General features: G+C 54.3%; 19 protein-coding genes. 8 read left to right on the top strand and 11 right to left on the bottom strand.

Features of this window, described 5'->3' with window-relative positions; all coding sequences use genetic code 11:
* Positions 1 to 115 precede the first annotated feature (115 nt).
* Positions 116 to 1,414, top strand: a complete 1,299-nt coding sequence (locus AOY24_RS05275) for a D-amino acid dehydrogenase (RefSeq protein ID WP_044257663.1) — start codon at positions 116 to 118, stop codon at positions 1,412 to 1,414.
* Between the two features lie 12 nt (positions 1,415 to 1,426).
* Positions 1,427 to 2,497, top strand: coding sequence for a catabolic alanine racemase DadX (gene dadX, locus AOY24_RS05270; protein ID WP_054176274.1), 1,071 nt, complete (start codon positions 1,427 to 1,429; stop codon positions 2,495 to 2,497).
* Positions 2,498 to 2,597: 100 nt separating this feature from the next.
* On the opposite strand, the gene AOY24_RS05265 is transcribed toward dadX, so the two are convergent.
* Entirely contained in the window at positions 2,598 to 4,334 is a 1,737-nt protein-coding gene (locus AOY24_RS05265; RefSeq protein ID WP_043000446.1) for a potassium/proton antiporter, read from the bottom strand.
* Positions 4,335 to 4,431: 97 nt separating this feature from the next.
* Positions 4,432 to 5,346: a muramoyltetrapeptide carboxypeptidase gene (gene ldcA, locus AOY24_RS05260; protein WP_043000447.1), complete on the bottom strand. Its 915-nt coding sequence runs from the start codon at positions 5,344 to 5,346 to the stop codon at positions 4,432 to 4,434.
* A gap of 138 nt (positions 5,347 to 5,484) precedes the next feature.
* Here ldcA and emtA point away from each other — a divergent pair, with 138 nt between their 5' ends.
* Complete coding sequence (gene emtA, locus AOY24_RS05255; protein ID WP_042318553.1) at positions 5,485 to 6,096, top strand: membrane-bound lytic murein transglycosylase EmtA; 612 nt, start codon at positions 5,485 to 5,487, stop codon at positions 6,094 to 6,096.
* Here the strand turns inward: emtA and AOY24_RS05250 are convergent, their stop codons facing one another.
* Positions 6,097 to 6,831, bottom strand: a complete 735-nt coding sequence (locus tag AOY24_RS05250) for a flagellar brake protein (RefSeq protein WP_054176273.1) — start codon at positions 6,829 to 6,831, stop codon at positions 6,097 to 6,099.
* 203 nt (positions 6,832 to 7,034) lie between these two features.
* Between AOY24_RS05250 and AOY24_RS05245 the strand changes: the two genes are divergently transcribed.
* Together AOY24_RS05245 and AOY24_RS05240 are read left to right on the top strand one after the other, a co-directional pair.
* Positions 7,035 to 7,289 carry a GlsB/YeaQ/YmgE family stress response membrane protein gene (locus tag AOY24_RS05245; RefSeq protein ID WP_054176272.1) on the top strand — a complete coding sequence of 85 codons (255 nt, stop codon included), beginning with the start codon at positions 7,035 to 7,037 and terminating at the stop codon, positions 7,287 to 7,289.
* A gap of 122 nt (positions 7,290 to 7,411) precedes the next feature.
* Positions 7,412 to 9,523 (top strand): TonB-dependent siderophore receptor, encoded by a 2,112-nt coding sequence (locus tag AOY24_RS05240; RefSeq protein ID WP_054176354.1) that lies wholly within the window; start codon positions 7,412 to 7,414, stop codon positions 9,521 to 9,523.
* A 53-nt stretch (positions 9,524 to 9,576) separates the two neighbouring features.
* On the opposite strand, the gene AOY24_RS05235 is transcribed toward AOY24_RS05240, so the two are convergent.
* From AOY24_RS05235 to dhaK, 4 genes are all read right to left on the bottom strand, one after another.
* On the bottom strand, positions 9,577 to 11,283 hold the full coding sequence (locus AOY24_RS05235; RefSeq protein ID WP_054176271.1) for an alpha,alpha-trehalase: 1,707 nt from the start codon (positions 11,281 to 11,283) through the stop codon (positions 9,577 to 9,579).
* Between the two features lie 102 nt (positions 11,284 to 11,385).
* Positions 11,386 to 12,819, bottom strand: coding sequence for a dihydroxyacetone kinase phosphoryl donor subunit DhaM (gene dhaM, locus AOY24_RS05230; RefSeq protein WP_054176270.1), 1,434 nt, complete (start codon positions 12,817 to 12,819; stop codon positions 11,386 to 11,388).
* 10 nt (positions 12,820 to 12,829) lie between these two features.
* A complete protein-coding gene (gene dhaL, locus AOY24_RS05225) occupies positions 12,830 to 13,462 on the bottom strand; it encodes a dihydroxyacetone kinase subunit DhaL (RefSeq protein ID WP_044257671.1) in 633 nt (210 codons plus the stop codon).
* A gap of 10 nt (positions 13,463 to 13,472) precedes the next feature.
* Positions 13,473 to 14,543, bottom strand: a complete 1,071-nt coding sequence (gene dhaK / locus AOY24_RS05220) for a dihydroxyacetone kinase subunit DhaK (protein WP_054176269.1) — start codon at positions 14,541 to 14,543, stop codon at positions 13,473 to 13,475.
* Positions 14,544 to 14,783: 240 nt separating this feature from the next.
* Between dhaK and dhaR the strand changes: the two genes are divergently transcribed.
* Complete coding sequence (gene dhaR / locus AOY24_RS05215; protein WP_054176353.1) at positions 14,784 to 16,688, top strand: dihydroxyacetone kinase operon transcriptional regulator DhaR; 1,905 nt, start codon at positions 14,784 to 14,786, stop codon at positions 16,686 to 16,688.
* Positions 16,689 to 16,924: 236 nt separating this feature from the next.
* On the opposite strand, the gene AOY24_RS05210 is transcribed toward dhaR, so the two are convergent.
* A complete protein-coding gene (locus AOY24_RS05210) occupies positions 16,925 to 17,641 on the bottom strand; it encodes a YebC/PmpR family DNA-binding transcriptional regulator (protein WP_043000457.1) in 717 nt (238 codons plus the stop codon).
* A 614-nt stretch (positions 17,642 to 18,255) separates the two neighbouring features.
* Here AOY24_RS05210 and AOY24_RS05205 point away from each other — a divergent pair.
* Positions 18,256 to 18,567, top strand: coding sequence for a hypothetical protein (locus AOY24_RS05205; protein ID WP_043000459.1), 312 nt, complete (start codon positions 18,256 to 18,258; stop codon positions 18,565 to 18,567).
* Between the two features lie 387 nt (positions 18,568 to 18,954).
* Here the strand turns inward: AOY24_RS05205 and gap are convergent, their stop codons facing one another.
* The 3 genes from gap to AOY24_RS05190 all read right to left on the bottom strand — a co-directional run bounded on the left by gap (position 18,955) and on the right by AOY24_RS05190 (position 21,583).
* A complete protein-coding gene (gap, locus tag AOY24_RS05200) occupies positions 18,955 to 19,965 on the bottom strand; it encodes a type I glyceraldehyde-3-phosphate dehydrogenase (protein ID WP_043000460.1) in 1,011 nt (336 codons plus the stop codon).
* A 78-nt stretch (positions 19,966 to 20,043) separates the two neighbouring features.
* Positions 20,044 to 21,024, bottom strand: a complete 981-nt coding sequence (locus tag AOY24_RS05195; protein ID WP_054176268.1) for a GlxA family transcriptional regulator — start codon at positions 21,022 to 21,024, stop codon at positions 20,044 to 20,046.
* Between the two features lie 205 nt (positions 21,025 to 21,229).
* Positions 21,230 to 21,583: a helix-turn-helix domain-containing protein gene (locus tag AOY24_RS05190; RefSeq protein WP_043001911.1), complete on the bottom strand. Its 354-nt coding sequence runs from the start codon at positions 21,581 to 21,583 to the stop codon at positions 21,230 to 21,232.
* A gap of 336 nt (positions 21,584 to 21,919) precedes the next feature.
* On the opposite strand from AOY24_RS05190, the gene AOY24_RS05185 reads away from it, so the two are divergent.
* Positions 21,920 to 23,095: an efflux RND transporter periplasmic adaptor subunit gene (locus AOY24_RS05185; RefSeq protein ID WP_044263763.1), complete on the top strand. Its 1,176-nt coding sequence runs from the start codon at positions 21,920 to 21,922 to the stop codon at positions 23,093 to 23,095.
* Positions 23,096 to 23,114: the final 19 nt, after the last annotated feature.

Below are 23,114 nucleotides of genomic sequence, written 5' to 3'. Positions count from 1 at the left end.
CTATATGTGAGATGTGTCACCATAAAAAAGCCATATGTTGAATAATATTTTCATCTGGGTTATCAAGATGTAATTAGATGATTGTTCTTTTACTGTTACTGTTAACGGAGTGGCTATGCGAGTTGTCATACTGGGAAGTGGCGTCGTTGGCGTGACCAGCGCCTGGTATCTGAGTCAGGCTGGACATGATGTTACCGTCATCGATCGTGAACCCGGCCCGGCGCTGGAGACCAGCGCGGCGAATGCGGGGCAGATCTCTCCGGGCTATGCCGCGCCCTGGGCTGCGCCGGGTGTACCGCTGAAAGCGATTAAATGGATGTTCCAGCGCCATGCGCCGCTGGCCGTTCGTCTTGACGGGACACAGTTCCAGTTAAAGTGGATGTGGCAGATGCTGCGCAACTGCGACACCAGCCACTACATGGAAAACAAAGGGCGGATGGTACGTCTGGCGGAATACAGCCGTGATTGCCTGAAAGCGCTACGTGCGTCGACCGGTATCCAGTATGAAGGGCGGCAGGGCGGGACGCTGCAACTGTTCCGTACCGCGCAGCAGTATGAGAACGCCACGCGCGACATCGCTGTGCTGGAAGACGCCGGTGTGCCGTATCAGTTGCTGGAAGCCAGTCGACTGGCGGAAGTCGAGCCGGCGCTGGCGGAAGTGGCGCACAAACTGACCGGTGGCTTGCGTCTGCCGAATGACGAAACCGGCGACTGCCAGCTCTTTACCCAGCGTCTGGCGCAGATGGCCGAACAGGCGGGCGTCAAATTCCGCTTCAACACACCGGTGGATAAACTGCTCTGCGAAGGCGAACAGATTTACGGCGTGAAATGTGGTGATGAGATCGTTAAAGCTGATGCGTACGTCATGGCGATGGGGTCTTACTCCACGGCGATGCTGAAAGGGATTGTCGATATTCCGGTCTATCCGCTGAAAGGCTATTCGCTGACGATTCCGGTGGCGGAAGAGGACGGCGCGCCGGTTTCGACTATTCTTGATGAAACTTACAAAATCGCCATTACCCGTTTTGACCAGCGCATCCGCGTGGGGGGGATGGCGGAAATTGTCGGTTTCAATACCGAACTGCTCCAGCCGCGTCGGGAAACGCTTGAGATGGTGGTGCGCGATCTCTACCCGCGCGGGGGGCATGTTGAGCAGGCGACATTCTGGACCGGTCTGCGGCCAATGACGCCGGACGGTACGCCCGTTGTGGGACGTACCCGCTTCAAAAATCTGTTGTTAAATACCGGACACGGTACGCTGGGATGGACGATGGCCTGTGGTTCAGGGCAGTTGCTGAGCGATATATTGTCAGGTCGCACGCCCGCCATTCCGTATGACGATTTGAGCGTGGCGCGCTACCACGCAGGCTTTACGCCTTCACGTCCCCAACATCTGCACGGCGCACATAACTAAGAAGGACGAGAGATGACCCGCCCTATACTGGCCAGCCTTGACCTGCAGGCGATGAAACAAAACCTGAGCATTGTGCGTCAGGCCGCACCGGACGCCCGCGTCTGGTCAGTGGTGAAAGCCAATGCTTATGGACACGGCATAGAACGTATCTGGAGTGCGCTGGGCAACACCGACGGTTTTGCCCTGTTGAATCTGGAAGAGGCGGTCACCCTGCGTGAGCGCGGCTGGAAAGGGCCGATCCTGATGCTGGAAGGTTTTTTCCACGCTGAAGATCTGGAACGGTATGACACCTGGCGTCTGACCACCTGCGTGCACAGCAACTGGCAGCTCAAAGCGATCCAGAATGCGAAGCTTAAGGCGCCGCTGGATGTCTATGTGAAGGTTAACAGCGGCATGAACCGCCTGGGATTCCAGCCGGAACGGCTGCAAACCGTCTGGCAGCAACTGCGCGCGATGCCGAACGTCGGTGAAATGACGCTGATGTCGCATTTTGCCGACGCTGAGCACCCTGACGGGATCCACAATGCAATGGCGCGCATCGAGCAGGCTGCGGAAGGGCTGGATTGCCGGCGTTCGCTGTCAAACTCCGCGGCCACGCTGTGGCATCCTGATGCACATTTTGACTGGGTACGCCCGGGCATTATTCTCTATGGCGCTTCGCCGTCAGGTCAGTGGCGCGATATCGCCAATACCGGACTGAAGCCAGTGATGACGCTGAGCAGCGAAATCATTGGTGTACAGACACTAAAAGCGGGAGACCGCGTCGGCTATGGCGGACGTTATACCGCCAGAGGCGAGCAACGCATTGGCATCGTGGCGGCTGGCTATGCGGATGGCTATCCGCGCCATGCGCCTAGCGGCACGCCGGTGCTGGTGGACGGTGTCCGGACCACGACGGTGGGGACAGTGTCAATGGATATGTTGGCGGTGGATTTGACGGCATGCCCGCAGGCGGGCATCGGAACGCCGGTGGAGCTGTGGGGCAAAGAGATCAAAATTGACGACGTGGCGCAATCAGCTGGAACGGTGGGTTATGAGCTGATGTGTTCGCTGGCGTTGCGCGTTCCTGTTGTGACGGTGTAACTTTTATGGTATTGCCGGATGCCGGCGCGATGCGCCTGATCCGGCCTACAGCACACGCTACGCGGTGTCTCAGTAGGCCAGATAAGTGCCGGCAGAGTCACTATTCTTCGTCTTCATCCCCGGCAACGCGGACACCGACTTTGCGCACCTGATTATCCTCTTTTTCGGCAACCGTCCAGATCATCCCGGCAAATTCGACCTGGTCGCCGACGACCGGGGCGGCACCCAGCAGTTGCTGAACAATTTCACCCAGCGTTTGCTGCTTATCGCGGTACTCCGTTCCGTCATCCAGACCATAAATCAGCGCCACATCGGCATACTTGGCGTTGGCTTCCAGAATAAAGTCGCCGAAGAAGCGCTGATCCAGCGCCACCGGCGGCGACTGGCTGAACAGTTTGCCCAGCGCCGGGAGATCGCGTTCACGCCCGATGACGCACAGCACATCGCCTTCACGCAGACGAGTGCTGCCGGTGGGATGAAACAGCACATTGTCACGAAACAGCGCCGCAATACGCGTTTCCTGAGGCATATGCAGATCGCGCAGCGCCGCGCCGACACACCATTTGTCGGCACTGAGCTGATAGACAAACTGCTCCCACGGATTGTCCGGATGAATATCCAGACCCACGCGTGAGACCGGCCAACCGACCGGTGGTACCACCACCTTCGCCTTTTTCGCCGCCCAGGAGAGCGACGTCCCCTGCAAAACCAGTGACACCAGCACTACGAAGAAAGCGACGTTAAAGAACAGACGGGCATTTTCCAGACCCGCCATCATCGGAAAGACGGCAAGAATGATCGGTACCGCACCGCGCAGACCCACCCAGCTAATAAACACGCGTTCACGCAGATTAAAACCGCGGAACGGCAGCAGTCCGATAAATACAGAGAGTGGACGGGCAATGAAAATCATCCCGGCGGAAAGAATCAGCGCCGGAATAGCAATCGGCAACAGGTCAGAAGGATTCACCAGCAGTCCGAGCACAAGGAACATGCCGATCTGTGCCAGCCAGGCCAGTCCGTCGAAGTTTTGCAAAATACCATAGCGGTTGCGGATAGGGCGATTGCCCAGTAAAAAACCGCACAGATAGACCGCCAGGATCCCGCTGCCTTCCAGCGCCGTGGTCAGGGCAAACACCAGAATCCCGCCGCTCAGGGCTAATAGCGGGTAGAGTCCGGCGGGCAGAGAGATACGATTAATCATCTGCTGTAGCAGATAGCCGCCGCCCAGCCCAAGCAGGATGCCCAGACCAAACTGTTGAATAATGTGGACAGCGAACATCCAGCTTAAGCCGGTTTCGTGTTGCTGAATCATCTCGATCAGCGTAATGGTCAGAAATACTGCCATCGGGTCATTACTGCCGGATTCAATTTCCAGCGTCGCGCCGACACGCTCGTTCAGCCCCTTGCCGCCAAGCAGGGAAAAAACCGCCGCCGCATCTGTTGAACCGACAATGGCGCCAATCAACAGACCCTGAATCAGATCGAGATTAAACAGCCAGGCGGCAATCATACCGGTTAACCCGGAGGTGATCAGGACGCCAACGGTCGCCAGAGAAAGCGCCGGGCCCAGCGCGACGCGAAACGAACTGGCCTGCGTGCGCATCCCGCCATCGAGCAGAATAATCGCCAGCGCAAGGTTACTGACCATATAGGCGAAGGGATAATTATCGAACGGGATGCCGCCGACGCCATCGACGCCCGCCAGCATGCCAATGGCCAGGAAGATAACCAGAATCGGAATGCCAAGGCGTGATGAAAATGAACTGAGTAAGATACTGCTGGTAACGAGGACGGACCCCAAAATGAAAAGACTGATTATTGCCGCGGCGTCCAACGTTCGATTACTCCTCAATCAGGAATTTTTTGGTGCATTGACATTATCATATTAACGGCTACATCCGGGCGTTACTTAGTCCTGCAGCCGTTTTTTTTTATGATTTCAGAAAGGGATGACCCGAGATCGTCAGTTGTGTACCGTTTTGACTGTTTTGCAATACGGCATGCGCGCCCAACGCCAGCGTAACGGTTCGCGGCTCATGACCAAAATCGAGTCCAGTTATCAGGGGAATAGAGAGGCGTTCACGTAAAAACGCATACACGGTGTTAAGATCGTAACCGGCATCATACTCATTCGGGGTGCTACCGCTGAAACTGCCCAGCACAATGGCGCTCTGCCGGTTCAATATACCGGCGTCAACCAACTGCAATAACATGCGCTCAACGCGAAAAGGGTGCTCGTTAATGTCTTCCAGTACCAGAATGCCGTTTTCTATTTTGGGCATCCACGGGGTACCGATGAGCGAAATCAGCATCGCCAGATTACCGCCCCACAGCGTTCCTTGCGTGTGACAGGCCGGACCATCGCCTTGCCATTCCACCGTGTACTGCGCGTGACGCAATGCCTGCCAGAAATGGGTTTGCGTAAAGGTATTCAGCTCCGGCGCGCCAACGTTCGCCGCCAGCATTGGACCACTGAAAGTGATGACATTGCCCAGCGCCAGCAGACCGCACTGGATCGCCGTAAAATCACTGTGTCCGCAAATAAGCAGCGGATCCCGCTGTTGTCGGGCGGCAAGGGCCTGCCAGTCGATGTGTTGCAGTAGACGGCTCGCTCCATAGCCACCGCGCACCGGCATGACGATGGTGTCCGGCGCGGTGAGATGCACAAGGTCGTTCACGTCCGCCAGACGCTCCGAATCCGTACCCGCAAAGCGTTGATGGCGACGACTGACCACCGCCGTATTATCGACCTGATGACCGGCCTCTTTAAGGCGCTGGATACCAAGTAAAGCCGCGTGCTGATTGATGCAGTAGCCCGAGGGGGCAATTAAGTGAAACCGGGACATGGCAATTCCTTGCTACAACAGAAACCAAATGTATATCATGCCGCTTATAGTAGAACGTTTTGCCGGAGGGTGCTTTGCTTATCCGGTTTATAACGGTGGTTTTAGTAACAAAGCGTTCCGGCGATAAGGACAGAAGACGTGAAATTGAGATGGTTTGCTTTTTTAATTGTGCTGCTTGCAGGCTGTAGTTCAAAACAAGATTATAAAAATCCCCCGTGGAACGCGGAAGTGCCGGTAAAACGTGCCATGCAATGGATGCCGATCAGTGAAAAAGCCGGTGCGGCGTGGGGCGTTAGCCCACAATTGATTACGGCGATTATCGCCATTGAGTCAGGCGGGAATCCCAATGCGGTCAGCAAATCGAATGCGATAGGGTTGATGCAATTAAAAGCGTCAACTTCAGGACGCGATGTCTATCGTCGGATGGGCTGGAGCGGCGAGCCTACGACCAGTGAACTGAAAAACCCGGAACGGAATATCTCAATGGGCGCTGCCTACCTGAGTATTCTGGAGACTGGCCCGCTCGCCGGCATTGAGGATCCACAGGTGATGCAGTACGCGCTGGTCGTCTCCTACGCTAACGGCGCAGGCGCACTGCTACGCACGTTCTCTTCCGACCGGAAAAAAGCAATTAACAAAATCAACGATCTCAGCGCTGATGAGTTCGTTGAACACGTCGCGGATAATCATCCTGCGCCTCAGGCGCCGCGCTACATCTATAAATTGCAGCGCGCGCTGGATGCGATGTAATTAGTCGCGCACTTTATTTGATTTTTCGCGCGCTTCGCGCTCAAGGGAAAAGATAATCCGCTGAAGTTCCCGCTCCACCGCCGGGCCGACGTTGAGAAAACGAAAGCTCAGGCGGGGAGTGGAAATGGTCTCGTTTTTGCCGTCAATCACTTTGCGTTCGGTGACGGAAATCAGCTGTGCGTCAAAGTGAAACATCCCCCATTCCCCCATATCCAATGCCACCGGCGAAAAACGCATCCCTTCGGTGAGACCTGACGGTTTCGGGCCTTCCAGCAGAGCACCCATTCCGCCGAGGGAAAGATCGTACAGACGAAAACGTAGGGTGCTGTTATCCGGCATCTGTGCCGTACAACCGTAGGGAGGATGGAGCGGTGCGCAGATGCGGAAGTATTCCCGTCGTTGCACAAACCATAGCGCCGGAGGGAGCGGGGTGATAAAGGCGGGAAGCTGCTGATACTCACCGCTGTGCAACTGCTCAAGAGTAAACTCGACCTTCGCGCCCTGGGTTTCGGCGGTAAAGGTAATATTGCGCGCTTTTTGCACGGCGAGATTTTCTTTTTGCTGACTGCCAAAATCCATCACCAGTCTTTCGGCCGAGACGTCAAGGATCTTGCTGATGAATTGTCCGCCGGACCAGGAGACGCGCAAAGGCACCTGGTTGCTGTTTAAGTCGCGAAGAACCCCCAACACCGCCAACGGATTTTGCTTCAGGAACTGCTCATTGTAATGACTCACGCGGAATGCCTCCTGGCTGCCTGACAGTCTATCGAACGGTTATCGGCAAGACGCAGGAGAACTTAATACAAACGCGTGATTTTTTTTACCAAAGACAAATAATTCAGCCTCGCAGAAACAACGGGGATCAAGGGGTTGCCTATACTTAACGGACAAGCGCAAGAAACGGTTGCGTGTGGTTTCCCTGAAAAGAGGGTCTGAACATGGGAATTATTGCCTGGATTGTATTTGGTTTGATTGCCGGTGTTATCGCCAAATTGATCATGCCGGGACGTGACGGCGGCGGATTCATCCTGACCTGTATACTCGGCATCGTCGGTGCTGTAGTGGGCGGATGGCTGGCGACCATGTTTGGTATTGGCGGCACGATCAGTAGTTTTAACCTTCACAGTTTCCTGGTCGCTGTGGTGGGCGCCATTGTGGTGCTGGTGGTATACCGGCTCGTACGCCGCGATTAATAACAATACGGCTCCTGCGGGAGCCGTGTTTTTAATGGTATTCCCCTTCAATTCCTCTCTTGATTTACCCTTTGAAATGAGAATAATTGGCATTCCAATTTAAACTGATAATTATTCTCACTATGACAACTTCTTGTTTTCGACTTTGCGCGCTTTCTGGCTGTATCTCACTGGCTCTGACCACATTGTCATATGCGGCGGACACCAACGAATCGACTATTGTCGTTTCAGCGACAGGTCAGGAGAGCCTGCTGCCTGCCTGGACTAACAGCGCCACCAAATCTGCTGTCCCGGAAAGTAAAACGCCGCAGGTGATTAATACCATCGATAATCACGAGATCGCGTTACGTCATGCGAATTCCGTCAACGAGATCCTGCGCTATGCGCCGGGGGTGTCGACAGAAATGCGCGGCAATACCTCCTACCTGAGCGAGTACAAGATTCGCGGTTTCTCTGTCGATCAGGAGTACTACAACGGCCTGCAGTTGCCGTACAACGTCACTGGCAACACCAAAGCACGTATCGACCCGCTGCTGGTGGAAAGCGTCGATATTCTGAAAGGGCCCGCCTCTGTGCTGTATGGCAGCGGTTCGCCAGGAGGACTGGTGAATATTCAGGGCAAAAAACCGCAGGCTGAACAAAAAACGGAGATCGGCTTTAATACCGGTACGCGAAATCTGAAAGAAGGCTATCTGGATTCCACCGGCAAAATCAGCGACAGCGACTGGAATTACCGTCTGCTGGGCAAGGCGACGGAGGGCGACGATCAACCGCGCACCACCCGTTATGAAGACTATCTGTTGGCGCCCTCCGTCACCTGGCAACCAGACAGCAAAACGCGCCTGACGCTGGATGCGCTGGTGCAAAATACACCGTCGTTGTCGCCGTCAAACCCGTTACCGATTGCCTATTTGCGCTCGGGGTATGCCGATCGCCGTGATTACGCCGGTGATGAGTGGAGTGGCTTTAAGCAGCGTCAGTGGATGGTGGGTTATCATTTCGAACATGAATTTGACAGCGGTTGGGGATTCAGTCAGCAGGCGCGCTATTTTGATGTTGATACGCACCAGCGCAGCGTCTATTCAACCGGCAATGGCACAAACCCGGTCTGGATGCTGAACCGCTTTGCCTATACCACCGATGAAGATCTGAAAAGTTTCAACATTGACAACCAGGTAACGAAAACTGTCACGCTGGGCGACTGGCAGCACCATATTCTGGCCGGTTTTGATTATCAGAAACTCGACAGCCATTACTTCTACCGTTACGCCAGCGCCACGCCGGGAATCGACATGCGCGACCCGGATTTCCATCAGGTGCATACTGCCGATCTGGGGTTGTACACCGCACAGAAAAACCGCCTTTCTTATCAGCAAAATGGCTACTACTTGCAGGATCAGGTGGCGTTTGGCAGCTTAAATCTGTTGGCCAGTCTGCGTTACGACGACTATCGGTCAACGACGACCGACGCGCTGCAAAATGATGAGAAAACCTGGATCGCCCAGGACCGGGTGACCAAACGTTTTGGCGCGCTTTATGCCTTTGAAAACGGTATTTCACCGTTTATCAGTTATTCCGAAGGCTTCAAACCGATTTCACCGCAGGGCACGCTGACGTCAAAAGAGGTGAAGCCGACAACCAGCAAACAACTGGAAGGCGGGGTGAAATACCTGCTGGCCGATTACGCGACCACGCTGACGGCATCCGTGTTTAACATCCGTCAGAAGAATGTTCTTTCCGCCACGCCAACCTGGGATTATCGGCAGACCGGGGAGATCGAATCAAAAGGCGCGGAACTGTCGGTGATTAGCCGACCAGGTGACAACGTCACGTTGGTTGCCAACTACGCCTATACTCATGCGATCAATACTGAAGACGAAACATACGAAGGCAAACGCCCGACACAGGTGCCGGAGAATGCGTTTAATCTGTGGGGCGATTACACCTTCGATGCGACCATACTGCGCGGGCTAACAATGGGCGCAGGGGCGCGCTATACCGGGCCGATGGAAATTGCGCCGGATAACAAGAGCGGTAAACTCGGAGGCACAACGCAGTACGATCTCGCCGTGTCATATCAGTTGGGCGAGGCGCTGCCTTCATTGCGCGGCGTGACGTTAAAAGCCAGCGCGCAGAATATCACCAACAAAGAAACCTTCAGTTGCTACGACAGCACCAATTGCTGGATTGGTCGTGATCGTACCGTTCAGGTCGGGGCAAGCTACCGTTTCTGATTGCGTGAAGCGAAAACCGGCCTGGTATTTCCAGGCCGGTCAGGCGTTGGCTATTACGGCGTTGCCTGTTTTTGTGTCGGTTCGGTGGAGGTCTGGCGAGTCACAGGACGTTTTTCCGGCACGTTGTCGCATGGATTTTCCTTCGGACAGATCAGGTCGAGCATCTTCAGCGTGACGCCGTTGCTCCAGCCAAAACCATCCTGTAACGGATATTCACCGCCGCCACCGCCGGTTCCGGTGCTGCTGACGTCATATTTTTCCACCAGCTTTTGCTCGCGATCGTAAGTGTGCTGCACGTTGGTCAGAAAACGCCAGCTTACCTCCATTGCCACCTCACTCTGTCCATAGTTCTGTAAGCCCTCGGTGGCGACCCACTGCAACGGCGCCCAGCCGTTTGGCGCATCCCATTGCTGTCCGCTTTTCACCGAGGTGGTGGCAAGCCCGCCCGGCTGCAGCAGATGCGCGCGAGTGGCCACGGCCATTTTGCTGGCGCGATCTTTCGAGGCCGCGTTGACATACAGTGGGAACAGGGCGGCAGCGGTCAGTTGATTACGCACCTGCTTGCTCTTCAGATCGTAATCCGCATACCAGCCTTCTTTGTCATTCCACAGGTAGTGCTCAATCGCTTTCTGTCTGGCGTTCGCCAGCGAATCGTACTGGCTGGCTTTTGCTTCATCCCCCGCGGCTTTGCTGGCGCGCGCGAGGATTTTTTCCATCTTGTACAGCAGCGCGTTAAGATCCACCGGAACGATGCTGGTGGTCCGCAGCGTACCGAGCTGCTGTGGGTTATCCATCCAGCGCGAACTGAAATCCCAGCCGGATGCCGCCGCAGCGCGCAGATCGCGATAAATGTCGGTGGCCGGACGGTTTGGATTGCTTTTTGCCGTGGCGATATCCTCAACCCAGGATTCCGGTCGTGGCGTATCCCGCTCATCCCAGTAGCGGTTCAAAATGGTGCCATCATCCAGTTTCACCACCCGTTTGTTCTGTTGACCTGCCTGCAGCGTTTCGACGCCTTCCATCCAGTAGATATACTCTTTTTGCAGTTGCGGCAGGTATTTTTTCAGCGCATCGTCGCCGTCATGCTGCGCCAGCAGTTCCACCATCAGGGAGAAGAAGGGGGGCTGGGAACGGCTCAGATAGTAGGTGCGGTTGCCGTTGGGGATATGACCGAAAGCATCAATCTCCCAGGCAAAGTTCGCCACCATATCGGCAATTTTGTCCCAGTGATCGCTTTCGGCAAGTCCCAACATGGTGAAGTAGCTGTCCCAGTAATAGACTTCCCGGAAGCGCCCGCCGGGTACCACGTAAGGTTCAGGTAGCGGCAGCAACGAATCCCATTTTCCCGCGCTTTCGGTAGAGCGTGTTAATACTGGCCACAGCCCGTCGATATGTTCACGCAGCGATTGTCCTTCCGGCGGAACATATTTTTCTCCCTCTTTTGGCAACGTGAAGTTGACGCTCACAAAGTGGCGTAAATCGAAACTGGATTGATTTTTTTGCATCCGGTAATCCGCAAGGATCATCAGCGGATCGCTGTTTGGCACGGCATCAGCAAAGGTCTTTTGATCGGGGAACAGTCTGGCATTCTGCACATCGTTAAACAGCGGGCCGAGCAAAATATCCGGCGGTTGCGGCGGGGTAACCGGCATCTCTTCTGCGTGCACAGACAGTGAAGAGAAGGACAGAAGGGTGCCGGAAACCGCTAATTTTATGACCCACGACAGCGAACCAGACGTGCAAAAAGCAGGGGTATGCATTGATTCATCTCCTTAGTGCGTACCGAAAAACGGTATCTACCATGAGAAAATCGTAGTCCAGGATCGCCCCCGGCGCGTTGTTACCCTCCTTTTTTTGCGACGTTACAGGGTTTTCCTTTCCCTGACGACGCGATTTTGCGCCACATCAAGGGTCAACCGCTCACCCGTCTGCACATCGTCAAGTGCGTCGCCCTGCTGGCATATCCAGGCGATGCCCATCTCGCGGGCGATCAAGGCGCCATGCGCGAGCGGACTGCCTTCACGCAGGCAAATGCCTTTCACCACGTTCGGGTCGAATTCCGGCACCGTTGAGGGAAACAGATTGTCGGCGACCAGGATGGCAGGCGCGGTGAAATCAGGCAACGTCAGCGGGCTTTGCAGCAAATGACGTAGCGTGCGATGCAGGAGATCGTCGATATCGATGTAGCGCGCCTGCAGATAGGCATCATCCAGTTGCCGATACTGCATGCTGAGGCTGCTCAGCACCTGCTGCCAGGCATATTCTGCCGTACAGTGTTCGCTACGCAGGATCCCGCAGGCGGTATCAAACAGCTCTGGATCGTCCAGCAACATATGGTGACCAGAGAAAATGGCCGCCAGGTCACCAGGCCAGTGTTCTTCCATGCGGGTGAGCAGCGTCATCAGATCGAGCAGGGTGAGATCCAGTGCGTTACGCAGTCGCGCCTGTTCTGCAACGGGACTGAGATCCGAGGCTTGTCGAACCGGCGGCAGCGTTGGGGTGTAACAGAACGCGCTGCCCGTAATCTTCTCCGTCGACGATGCGGTAATTGCGACATCGTCCAGCGATTCACCGAAGTTCTCCGCAGCCAGTTGGCTAAATGCGGCCAGCGCGTCATCCGCCTGCGCTCCGCTTGCCAGCAGACGGATCGTGTCATTACAGCGAACCTGCAACAGCGATATCTGATTAAGGCTATCCGGCGTGACGCACTTGCCATTTTTTTCCAGCAGCAGATCCGCGTCAAAGGCTGACAGCGTTGCCACAAGCCGGGACGACGGACGAATGTGCAAACCGTTAGGGTTTTTGATCACCACGGACACTGATTTTGCCGCTGCGTCCGGTGCGCTAAAAACCGGAGTCATGCGGCGCTCATCAGCAGAAGAGGGTAAACCCAGTTGCTCGCGCTTAGCTTCAAGGGCGTTCGTCGCATCGGCGATGACCTTTTCGATATCCGCGCCCGCGGCGGCGCTCACCGTTGCCGCCAGCGTCCCTTCAACCAGTGGCGCGGCGCACAGTCGCACTTTCCCGGCAATGCTCGGGTCGAGAAGATCCAGCGCCGTTTCCGCACTGAGCAGGGCACTGCCGATGTCCATCATCACCAGCACGTGGTCGGTATCAGCAACAGACTCGATCGCCTCCATCACCTTGATAGGGTCGGTACCGATGGGGTTTTGCGGATCGTCGATACCGGCGGCAACGGCGATTTTACAGTCGCCGCCCATTAACATCTGTTGCGCCAGTTCGCCCACCCCCTCACCGAGGCGGGCGCTGTGAGAGACTATCACCAGGTTTACCATCTTACTGTCCTTACTCTTTTGCTGCGGCTGCCAGCATCTGGATCATAAACATCACCGAGGTTGCGCCCGGATCCTGATGCCCGATGCTGCGCTCGCCCAGATAGCTGGCGCGACCTTTGCGGGCTTGCATCGTAATTGTGCTTTGCGCGGCGGCTTCAGCCTGAACGGCGGCGGCGTCCAGCGCGGCGGTGACGGAGAGGTTCTGTTCGCTCGACTGGCGCAGTGACTCCGCCACCGGCACCCAGACATCGCACATCGTTTTATCACCCGGCTCGGCTTTACCCCGGCTGATCACGCCATCGGCGCCTTCACGCATCATGTGATAGAGTTCATTTAGCGACAAACTCTGGTGCGCCTGAGTGACCTGCGCGGCGCGGATAAAAAAGGTGCCGAACAGCGGGCCGCTGGCTCCCCCGACGTTTGACAGCAGCGTCATCCCGGTATTTTTTAAAATGAACCCAATATCTTTATCCGCAATGGACGGTAATTTTTCGACCACTTTGCTAAAGCCGCGATGCATATTCAAACCGTGGTCGGCATCGCCAATCTCGCGATCCAGCCCGGTGAGATAATCACTCTCTTTGCTGAAAATCTCCCCGCAGCGATAAAGCCAACTCACAATTTGTTCTCTGTTCAGTGACATGACGCTCTCCTTAGTTGCCCCAGTTCAGGCCTGGGGTATGAACCGGTGCGTCCCAGAGTGCCAGCGTCTCGTCATCTACTTTTAACAGGGTGATGGAAAAGCCGGTCATATCCAGTGACGTACAGTACGAACCAATCAAATTACGTTCGATAACGATACCCGCCTGCTGGCAGCGTTCGTCAAGGCGGTTATAGACGCCATACAGTTCAGAAAGCGGCGTGGCGCCGAGGTTATTGACCAGCGCGATGACGCGATCGCCACGCTGCAAAGGCTGTTTGCCTTGCTTATCCTCCTGCCAGACGCCCTGAGCGGGATCCCAGTGGCGCAGCGTGCGGCTATAGTTGCCGTTTTCCAGCAGGGTATCGAACATCTCGTCAACGGTCTGATCGAGGGAGACGAAAGCGCGACGGTCGATGCCGGGCTCGCCGTGGATCCCGACTCCGAACTCCATTTCATTGTCGGCAAGGGTGAAAGAGGGCTGACCGGCGGCCGGAACCGTACAGGCAGCGAGGGCGATACCGATCGAATGGCCGTGATTATTAAGTTTACGGCCAAGTTTCGCACACGCTTCCAGGGAATCGCCGCGCTCTGCCGCCGCCCCGACCAGTTTTTCAATCAGCACGGTGTTGGCGACGCCGCGTCGTCCGGCGGTATAGAGACTGTCTTTGACGGCCACGTCGTCATCCACCACCACAGTGGTGACTTTCACGCCACTTTCGTGCAGCAGTTCAGTGGCGGTTTCGAAGTTAAGAATATCGCCGGTGTAGTTTTTCACGATCAGCAGCACGCCTTCGCCGCCGTCAATCTGCATGGCGCATTCAAACATTTTGTCGGGCGTTGGGGAGGTAAAAATTTCGCCGGGGCAGGCGCCAGACAGCATGCCCTGACCAATATAGCCGCAGTGCATGGGTTCATGCCCGCTGCCACCGCCGGAAAGCAGCGCGACTTTGCCCTGAACGGGGGCATCTGCACGGGTCACATACACCGGATCCTGATGCAGGGTCAGCGACGGGTGCGCTTTTGCGAGGCCAGCCAGTTGTTCACTCAGTACGTCTTCCACACGGTTAATCAGCTTTTTCATTCTCTTGCTCCGGGTCTTAGGCTCCAGGGGATCGATGGTGTACAACGCCACGGCGACCGCTCGCTGCCGATAACGTAATTGTGCCCCAGCGCGCGAAAAAGAAAATTCATCGATGTTATGTTCCAAAAGAGAACATTTATTTTGATGAATGTTCCATAACGGAACGTAAAAGCGCGAGATACCGCAGAATTGCGAGCGACCGCACCCTGAAATGAGGGAAAACAGACAGTGAATAACAGCGTGAACATAAGCGATGAATCGAATATTCCTGAATTTATTCGCGACTCGTGGCTACGCTGCGGCAAAATAATGCAGCGTGATTTCTGGGCGCAACCGCACCGGGCACAGGGACTGACGTTTGATTCGATTTGTCGGCGTAAGACGGCGATGCTCACGCTTGGACAGGCGGCGCTGGAGGACGCATGGGAATACATGGCGCCGCGAAAGTGTGCGCTGTTCATTCTGGATGAGAGTGCGTGTGTGCTGAGCCGCTGTGGCGATCCAAAAACGCTCGGGCAACTGGCGGAACTCGGTTTTGTCGACGGCACCTATTGTGCCGAAAGCATCATTGGCAGTTGCGCGCTGTCGCTGGCCTCTGTCGTAGGGCAACCGGTAAAAACGCTGCCCGATCACCATTTTAAACATGCGCTCGGTGCGTGGTGTTTTTGCTCAACGCCTGTTTTCGACAACCATGGACGCCTCTTAGGATCCATTGCGCTGGGCTGTCCGGCAGATCACGCATCGCCTGCCGATCTGCCATTAACCCTGGCGATTGCGCGTGAAGTGGGAAACTCGCTGCTCACCGACAGCCTGCTTGCCGAATCAAACCGTCATCTCAATCAACTGTACGGTTTGCTGGAGAGCATGGATGACGGCGTGATGACCTGGAACGCGCAGGGCAGTCTGCAATTCATCAATGCTCAGGCGGCACGGCTACTGCATCTTGATGTGACGGCTGCCCATGGCAAAAACCTCAATGAACTCCTGACGCTGCCCAGCCTGCTGGTGCGTGCGATCCGCCATCAGCGTCCGCTGCATCATGTTGAGGCGACATTTGAAAGCCAGCATCAGTTCGTTGATACCGTGATTACCCTCAAACCGATTGTCGAAACGCAGGGCACCAGTTTTATTCTGCTGCTGCATCCGGTGGAGAAGATGCGCCAGTTGATGACCAGTCAATTGGGTAAAGTGAGCCATACCTTCGCGCAGATGGCGCAGGACGATCCGCAGACCCAGCGTATCGTTCATTTTGGTCGTCAGGCGGCGCGGGGCAGTTTTCCGGTGTTGTTATGCGGCGAAGAGGGCGTGGGTAAAGAGTTGCTGAGTCAGGCTATTCATAATGCCAGCGAACGGGCAGAAGGCCCGTATATTGCGGTGAACTGTCAGCTGTATGCCGATCAGGTACGGGATTTTATCGCCAGTACGGCGGATGACGACAGCGAAGGGCGGTTGAGCCGCCTGGAACTGGCGCACGGCGGTACGCTGTACCTGGAAAAAATTGAGTATCTGGCGCCAGAACTGCAGTCGGCGTTGTTACAGGTGATTAAACAAGGGGTGATCACTCGCCTGGACGCGCGGCGTGTGGTGCCAGTTGACGTGAAAGTGATTGCCGCCACAACGGTGGATCTGGCGCGGCTGGTGGAACAAAACCGCTTTAGCCGCCAGCTCTATTACGCGTTGCACGCCTTTGAAATAATGATTCCACCGCTGCGACAGCGGCGTAACAGCATTCCTTCGCTGGTGAATCACCGCCTGCGTCGCCTGGAAAAACGCTTTTCGACCCGCCTGTTTATGGATGACGATGTGCTGACTCCGCTGATTGCCTGCGACTGGCCGGGGAATGACTTCGAGCTCAACAGTGTCATTGAAAATACGGCGCTGAGAAGTGACAACGGGCGTATTCACCTGAACCATCTGCCGGAATATCTCTTTAACGAGCATCGTGCCTCAGAACCCGCGACCGATCGTTTCTCTGCCAGCGTCGCTTTCAGTGATATTGAGAAAGACGCCATTATTCACGCGGCAAGGGTGACCGGTGGGCGGATTCAGGAGATGGCCAGCCTGCTGAAAATTGGCCGCACCACCTTGTGGCGAAAAATGAAGCAATACAATATTAACGCCGCGCATTTTAAGTTGAGTCCCTGATAAGCGGGATTGTTGCAGGAGAGTGAAGGCGATTTTTGTAGGTTGCGGCAAAGGGGACCCATCACGGGTGCCCTTTGCGCGATCTGCAGTCTGGTACCAGGGAGACGGGTCTGTTCTGAACGGTGAGTCCAACGGGTCGATGGACACTATCCCTGATACCCGGCTAAATATGCTTCGTTATAACAACGTGATAAGGTTAAAAACCTGCCATAATGGCAGATTCCTTTCATTCTTAATTAGAGATTTGCAACGTTATGATAGACTTTTTGAACATCATCGTCATCTTCAAGGGCATTAACAAGACCTTCAAAGATTTCTAAATCTTCTGGTGAAAGTTCAACTTCAGATTGAGCAATCATTTCTAATTCTGTTGTTGAGAATTCAGTAATCCCTGCTGCTTTTAGCGCTGCAATTCCTTTGTGAAGGTCTGTAGGTTCAGTATAAATAACGATGTTTCCTTCTTCTTCGGTTACATCGCGAACATCAACTTCAGCTTCAAGCAAAATTTCAAAAATATGGTCAGGGTCTGTTCCTTTAAATACAATCACGCCAGTATTGTCAAACATATAGCTTACAGAACCTGCCGCGCCGATATTGCCGCCTTTTTTATTGAAAATTGTGCGGACATTAGCAATCGTACGGTTAACATTCGACGTTAACGTTTCAGCGATAACCATTGCACCATTGGGGCCAAAGCCTTCATAACGCCCTGGCACGAATGTTTCATCTCCGCCACCTTTAGCTTTATCAATGGCTTTATCAATAACGTGTTTTGGGACCTGTGCTTGTTTTGCACGTTCAATAACGAACTTTAAAGATGTGTTTAATTCAGGGTCTGGTTCACCTTGTTTAGCCGCGGCATAGATTTCTACACCGAACTTTGCATATACGTTAGATGTTGCACCGTCTTTAGCCGTTTTTTTAGCAACAATATTGGCCCATTTACGTCCCACTGGAATAGTCCCCTCGAAAATTTAATCACAAAGCATACAGGTTAATAACCTGCGTGCTTTTCCTCGCACATTATATCATGATATGTAAATTCTCGTCTATGAGAAATAAAAATATCCCATTTCATGGAGTGTTGTTTTAATACTATCAATTGTTAATATTATGGATAAACTATATTCGAAATGTTTCTGATTCTTTTTCTATTCTTAATTGTTGAACCGCAGCAATAATACATACGACAAGAGAAACAAAAGTGATTAAGCTGGCAAAATACCTTTTTAAAGGCTTTCGATAACGCATTAACTAAACAGCTATCAAAAATGCTGGATTTGGCATTGTGCAGGCCACAGGAGAGATCGGATTATGAAGGTTGTCATTTCAAATGGCATTCATGCAAGTACCGCCTTCGCCTTATATAACACGTTCACGTCTGCTGTTGGCTCGCAGAGGATAGACTGGCTGGGCCNACTGGCTGGTCCTCAGGTCTGCTATGAACGATAAACGAAGGTCAGAAGCGCCTGAAAACTCGCTATCAGAAGAAATACTCTTCATTAACTACACCATGAAATACCTTTTGGTGATAGGGTTATATTTCTCATAACAGGAGATAAAACTAATGATTGTAAGAACCTGGCACGGCTGCGTTCCACTTGAACATGCGGATGGCTTTGCTATGCATCTGGAGAAAACAGGAGTAGAGCATTCAAAGAGCATCCCAGGAAACATAGGCGCGTTTGTTCGCAGAGAAACGCAGGGTGGTTGGGAACATTTTTTTCTTGCTACCTACTGGCAGGATCTCCAGTCGGTGAAGGCGTTTGCTGGAGAAAACTATCACGTGGCGGTCACCTACCCGGATGACGAAGAATTTGAACTACTTTCTGATCCTTACGTTTTCCAGCATGTTGTTGAGTCCGTCTCACCCCTTTAATCCCATGTCGGGGCAACCTGTCTGTAACCCGGAAGTTGAATAACACCCGTACTAATTACTATCAGCAACGTCCGCTCATGGCACATAGCCGACGTGATATTGATTTCCCCTGGCGACGAGTTTTGCCCAACATTTCAAAGAAAATGTGGGCAGCATGTCGATGGACTACCCTATGCGTTAGCGCATGTTGTTGGCCTGCGATCGTCTGAAAAATACCGAAACATCGTCGTACTGATTGCCAACGCGTTGGATTACGAGTCTGACAGTGCGTTTGGTAAAGTCTTTAAACGTCTGATGGGCTGTTCACCCAGATTGCACCGCCAGGTAAGCGGCAGCAATTAAAAATCCACGCCAGGCGTGGATTTTTGAGGGGGCGATAGCAGGGGATTAGTGTTCACGCCTTGCCATCAACAGTGCCAGGTCGACGAGGCGGTTGGAGAATCCCCATTCATTGTCATACCACGCCAGAATTTTGACCATATTTCCGCCAATCACCAGCGTCGACAGGCCGTCGATAATGGAAGAACGCGGGTCGCCCTGGTAGTCGCTTGACACGAGTGGTTCATCGCTGTAACCGAGGATCCCTTTCAGTGGTCCCGCTGCGGCGGCTTCACGAAACGCATTATTGACCTCTTCCGTCGTCACATCCCGCTCAAGCGTTACGGTTAGATCGACAATGGAAACCACCGGAACCGGTACGCGCAGCGAGTAGCCGGTCAAACGACCATCCAGCTCAGGAATGACTTTGCCAAGCGCCTTCGCGGCACCGCTGGAGTAAGGCACAATCGACAGTGCGGCGGCGCGAGCGCCACGAAGGTCTTTTTCCGGCTGGTCATGCAGCGCCTGACTGTTGGTATAGGCGTGGGTGGTGTTCATCAGACCATGCTTAATACCGAAATGCTGGTGCAGAACCTGCGCGGCAGGTGCCAGACCGTTAGTGGTGCAACTACCGTTGCTGACCACGACGTGTTTATCCGGGGAGTAGAGGCCATCGTTAACGCCCATCACGATGGTTAAATCTTCGTTTTTACCGGGGGCGGAGATAATCACGCGCTTTGCGCCACCGCTGTGGATATGCACCGCTGCTTTGTCACGGTCAGTGAAGAAGCCGGTTGCTTCAATAACAATATCAACTTCGCTTTGACGCCATGGGATGTTGGCGGGGTCGCGTTCGCTGAACACGGTAATGGGTTTACCGTCAACGACAAGCTGCCCTTCACCGGCGGTGACGTCGGCATCGAGTTTTCCGAGCAGCGAATCGTATTTCAGCAGATGCGCCAGTGTCTTACTGTCTGTCAGATCGTTGATTGCCACAATCTGAATATCCGGGTTACCCAGCGCTGCACGCAGTACGTTGCGTCCGATACGGCCAAAACCGTTAATGCCGACCTTTACCATGATTAACTCCTTATCTGTTGTCTCTGAAGGTAATGTAGGTCGGTCATCAGTTGGCGTAAATGACAAAAAAGGATCACTTTACGCCATTTTACGACAGTGAAAGCGCTGACGATATTCTCCCGGGGTGAGCTGGAGCTGTTTTTCAAACAGTCGCCGTAGGTTAATGCTGCTGCCAAATCCCGTTTGTTCAGCGATACGATCCAGCGTCTCGTTGGTCTGCTCCAGACGCTGTCGTGCAGCAGCCAGACGGGCTTCGGCGACGTAACGGGCCGGCGAAGCGCCGGTTTCCCGGGTAAACACGCGGGTGAAATTACGCGGGCTCATGGCGACTTTTGCCGCCAGTTTATCCACACTGAGGTCGGCGGTGAGGTTTTCGAGCAGCCAGGCCTGTAGATCGCTAATGGGGCCCTGGGTACTGATCTGCTGAAGGTTGTAGCGGCTAAACTGCAACTGGCCTCCGGGTCGGCGCAGGTACATGACGAAGTCCTGAGCGATGTCGCGTGCCAGACTGAAGCCGTAGTCCTCTTCAACCAGGGCAAGCGTCAGGTCAAAGCCGGAACTGACTCCGCCTGACGTCCAGATGTGTTCGTCCTGAATATAAAGCGGACCGCCTTCGACGCGCACCTGAGGGAATTCTGCCTGCATGGTTTCCAGTAGCTTCCAGTGGGTGGTGGCTCGTCTGCCGTCCAGCAGTCCGGTTTGCGCCAGCAGCATCGCGCCGCCGCAAATGGATGCAATGCGGCGGGCATGGGGAGCGGCAAGGCGCAGCCAGTCAACCACTGCAATCCCTTCCTGCGGATTTTGACCTCTGCCGGTGATAATGATGGTATCCAGAGGCTCACGAGGGTCAATTTCATGCAGGCGATGATCTGCCAGTAAATTTAAACCAGACTGACCATGGATCACCTGATGCGGTTGAGTTGTTGCTAACTGCACCTGGTAACAGATGTCCGTAGCACCTTCCGGATGCAGGCGATTGGCCTGCATCAGAATGTCGGCAATACCAGCGGATTCAAACAGCATACCGCCATCGGGGACAATGATGAGTATCTTCTTCATGTCCTGAAAAGTAATCTTTTTACAGAATAAGTCAACAGCACAGACGCAGATGGAAGCGGTCTTATCCCTGCCGCAGAGACTGTCCCGCCTCTGACCGCCAGTAAACGGGCGGTGAATCGTGACAATAAGCGGCGAAGAGAGGGTCAATCAATTCATCAGGCTGGCGTAGAGGCATTCGCGGTGGTCCTGACCCCCGACAGAGGCATTACTGACATTGGCGTTTACTCAACGGGCAACCGGCATTGCGGCGCCATGCGCCGGGAGCCTGACCATACTGACGCTTGAAGCTGCGGTTGAATGACTGCTGAGAGTCAAAGCCCAACGCGATCGCCACGTTCAAAATCGGTTCGTCGCTGTGGGTTAAGCGTTCAACCGATTTTCGCAGCTTTTGCGCGCGAATATACCCGGCGATGGGATAACCCGTATGTTCTTTGAAGATGCGCTGAAGGTGCCATTTCGAATAACCGGCTCGTCTGGAAACGGTGTCGATGTCCAGGCGGTTATCAAGGTTGTTATTGATCCAGTCGAGTAAATCGTGAATAAATGCGCCAGTGTTCATCTCGCTTCCCCCGGGCTGCGTATCAAAAAGCATCTTTATCTGTTGCATTTAAAGGTGGCTCCTTTTGAAAATAATTGCAAGTTTTATTGTTACATTTAAATCCCTGCCTGAAACAGGTCTTTTCACATCCGCTCAAATAGCACATAAAGTGCAACAATTATTCTTGCACTTAGTTAAGCGCCTTCCTACAATCGCCGCGATAGTGTATTTGCAACTGTTACAGTTTTGTGGCGATGAACGACACAAATGGCCTTAAGTCAGCTACCGGACAAAGGAGGTGGCGCGGCGTCTCCCGCAGCGTCTTGCCCGGCGGCTACCAATACCGGAATAAAAATAATGAGCCTGCAAAAAACCTGGGGTAACGTTTATCCGAGCGCGCTGGGGGCGATGTTGCTCTCTATGTTGCTTGTCGGATGTGATAACAGCGTCGCGCAAAACGCCGCGCCGCCTGCGCCCGCCGTCAGTGCTGCTGACGTGGTCGTAAAATCCATTAGCCAGTGGGATAGCTTTAACGGTCGGATTGAAGCGGTGGAGAGCGTCCAGCTACGCCCCCGCGTCTCTGGTTACATTGATAAAGTGAATTACACCGACGGTCAGGAAGTGAAAAAGGGCGAGGTGCTGTTCACGATTGATGACCGAACCTATCGCGCGGCGCTGGAACAGGCGCAGGCGAACCTGGCAAGAGCAAAAACGCAGGCAAGCCTGGCACGAAGTGAGGCGAACCGCACCGATAAACTGGTCAACACGAATGTGGTATCCCGCGAAGAGTGGGAGCAGCGCCGTTCGGCCGCCACCCAGGCGCAGGCCGATATTCGCGCTGCCCAGGCGGCGGTTGACGCCGCGCAGCTGAATCTGGACTTCACCAAAGTCACCGCGCCTATTGACGGTCGCGCCAGCCGGGCGCTGATCACCAGCGGGAACCTGGTGACTGCGGGCGACAGCGCCAGCGTCCTCACCACGGTGGTCTCGCAGAAGACGGTTTACGTCTATTTTGACGTGGACGAGTCAACCTATCTCCACTATCAAAATCTGGCCCGCAGCGGGCAGGGGGCGTCCAGCCATCACACGGCGCTGCCGGTTGAGATTGGCCTGACGGGCGAGGAGGGCTATCCCCATCAGGGCAAAGTGGACTTCCTGGATAACCAGCTGACGCCGAGTACCGGCACCATCCGTATGCGCGCGCTGCTGGATAACGCGCAGCGTCAGTTCACACCGGGACTTTTTGCCCGCGTACGCCTGCCGGGTAGCGCGGAATTCAAAGCCACGCTGATTGACGACAAAGCGGTGCTGACCGATCAGGATCGTAAGTACGTGTATATCGTGGATAAAGAGGGTAAAGCACAGCGTCGTGATATTACGCCGGGGCGTCTCGCCGCCGGCTTACGCATCGTGCAGCAGGGACTGAACCCTGGCGACAGAGTCATCGTCGAGGGCTTACAAAAAGTGTTTATGCCGGGTATGCCGGTTAACGCCAAAACCGTTGCCATGACCGCCAGCAGCGCCCTCAACTGATCCCTTGACCTGAGAATCC

Origin of the sequence: Citrobacter sp. CtB7.12 (genome assembly GCF_001297795.1) — a bacterium.
GTDB classification, from domain to species: domain Bacteria; phylum Pseudomonadota; class Gammaproteobacteria; order Enterobacterales; family Enterobacteriaceae; genus Citrobacter_A; species Citrobacter_A amalonaticus.
The sequence above is the reverse complement of the archived record's forward strand: the minus strand, read 5'-3'. Positions and strand labels throughout refer to the sequence as shown.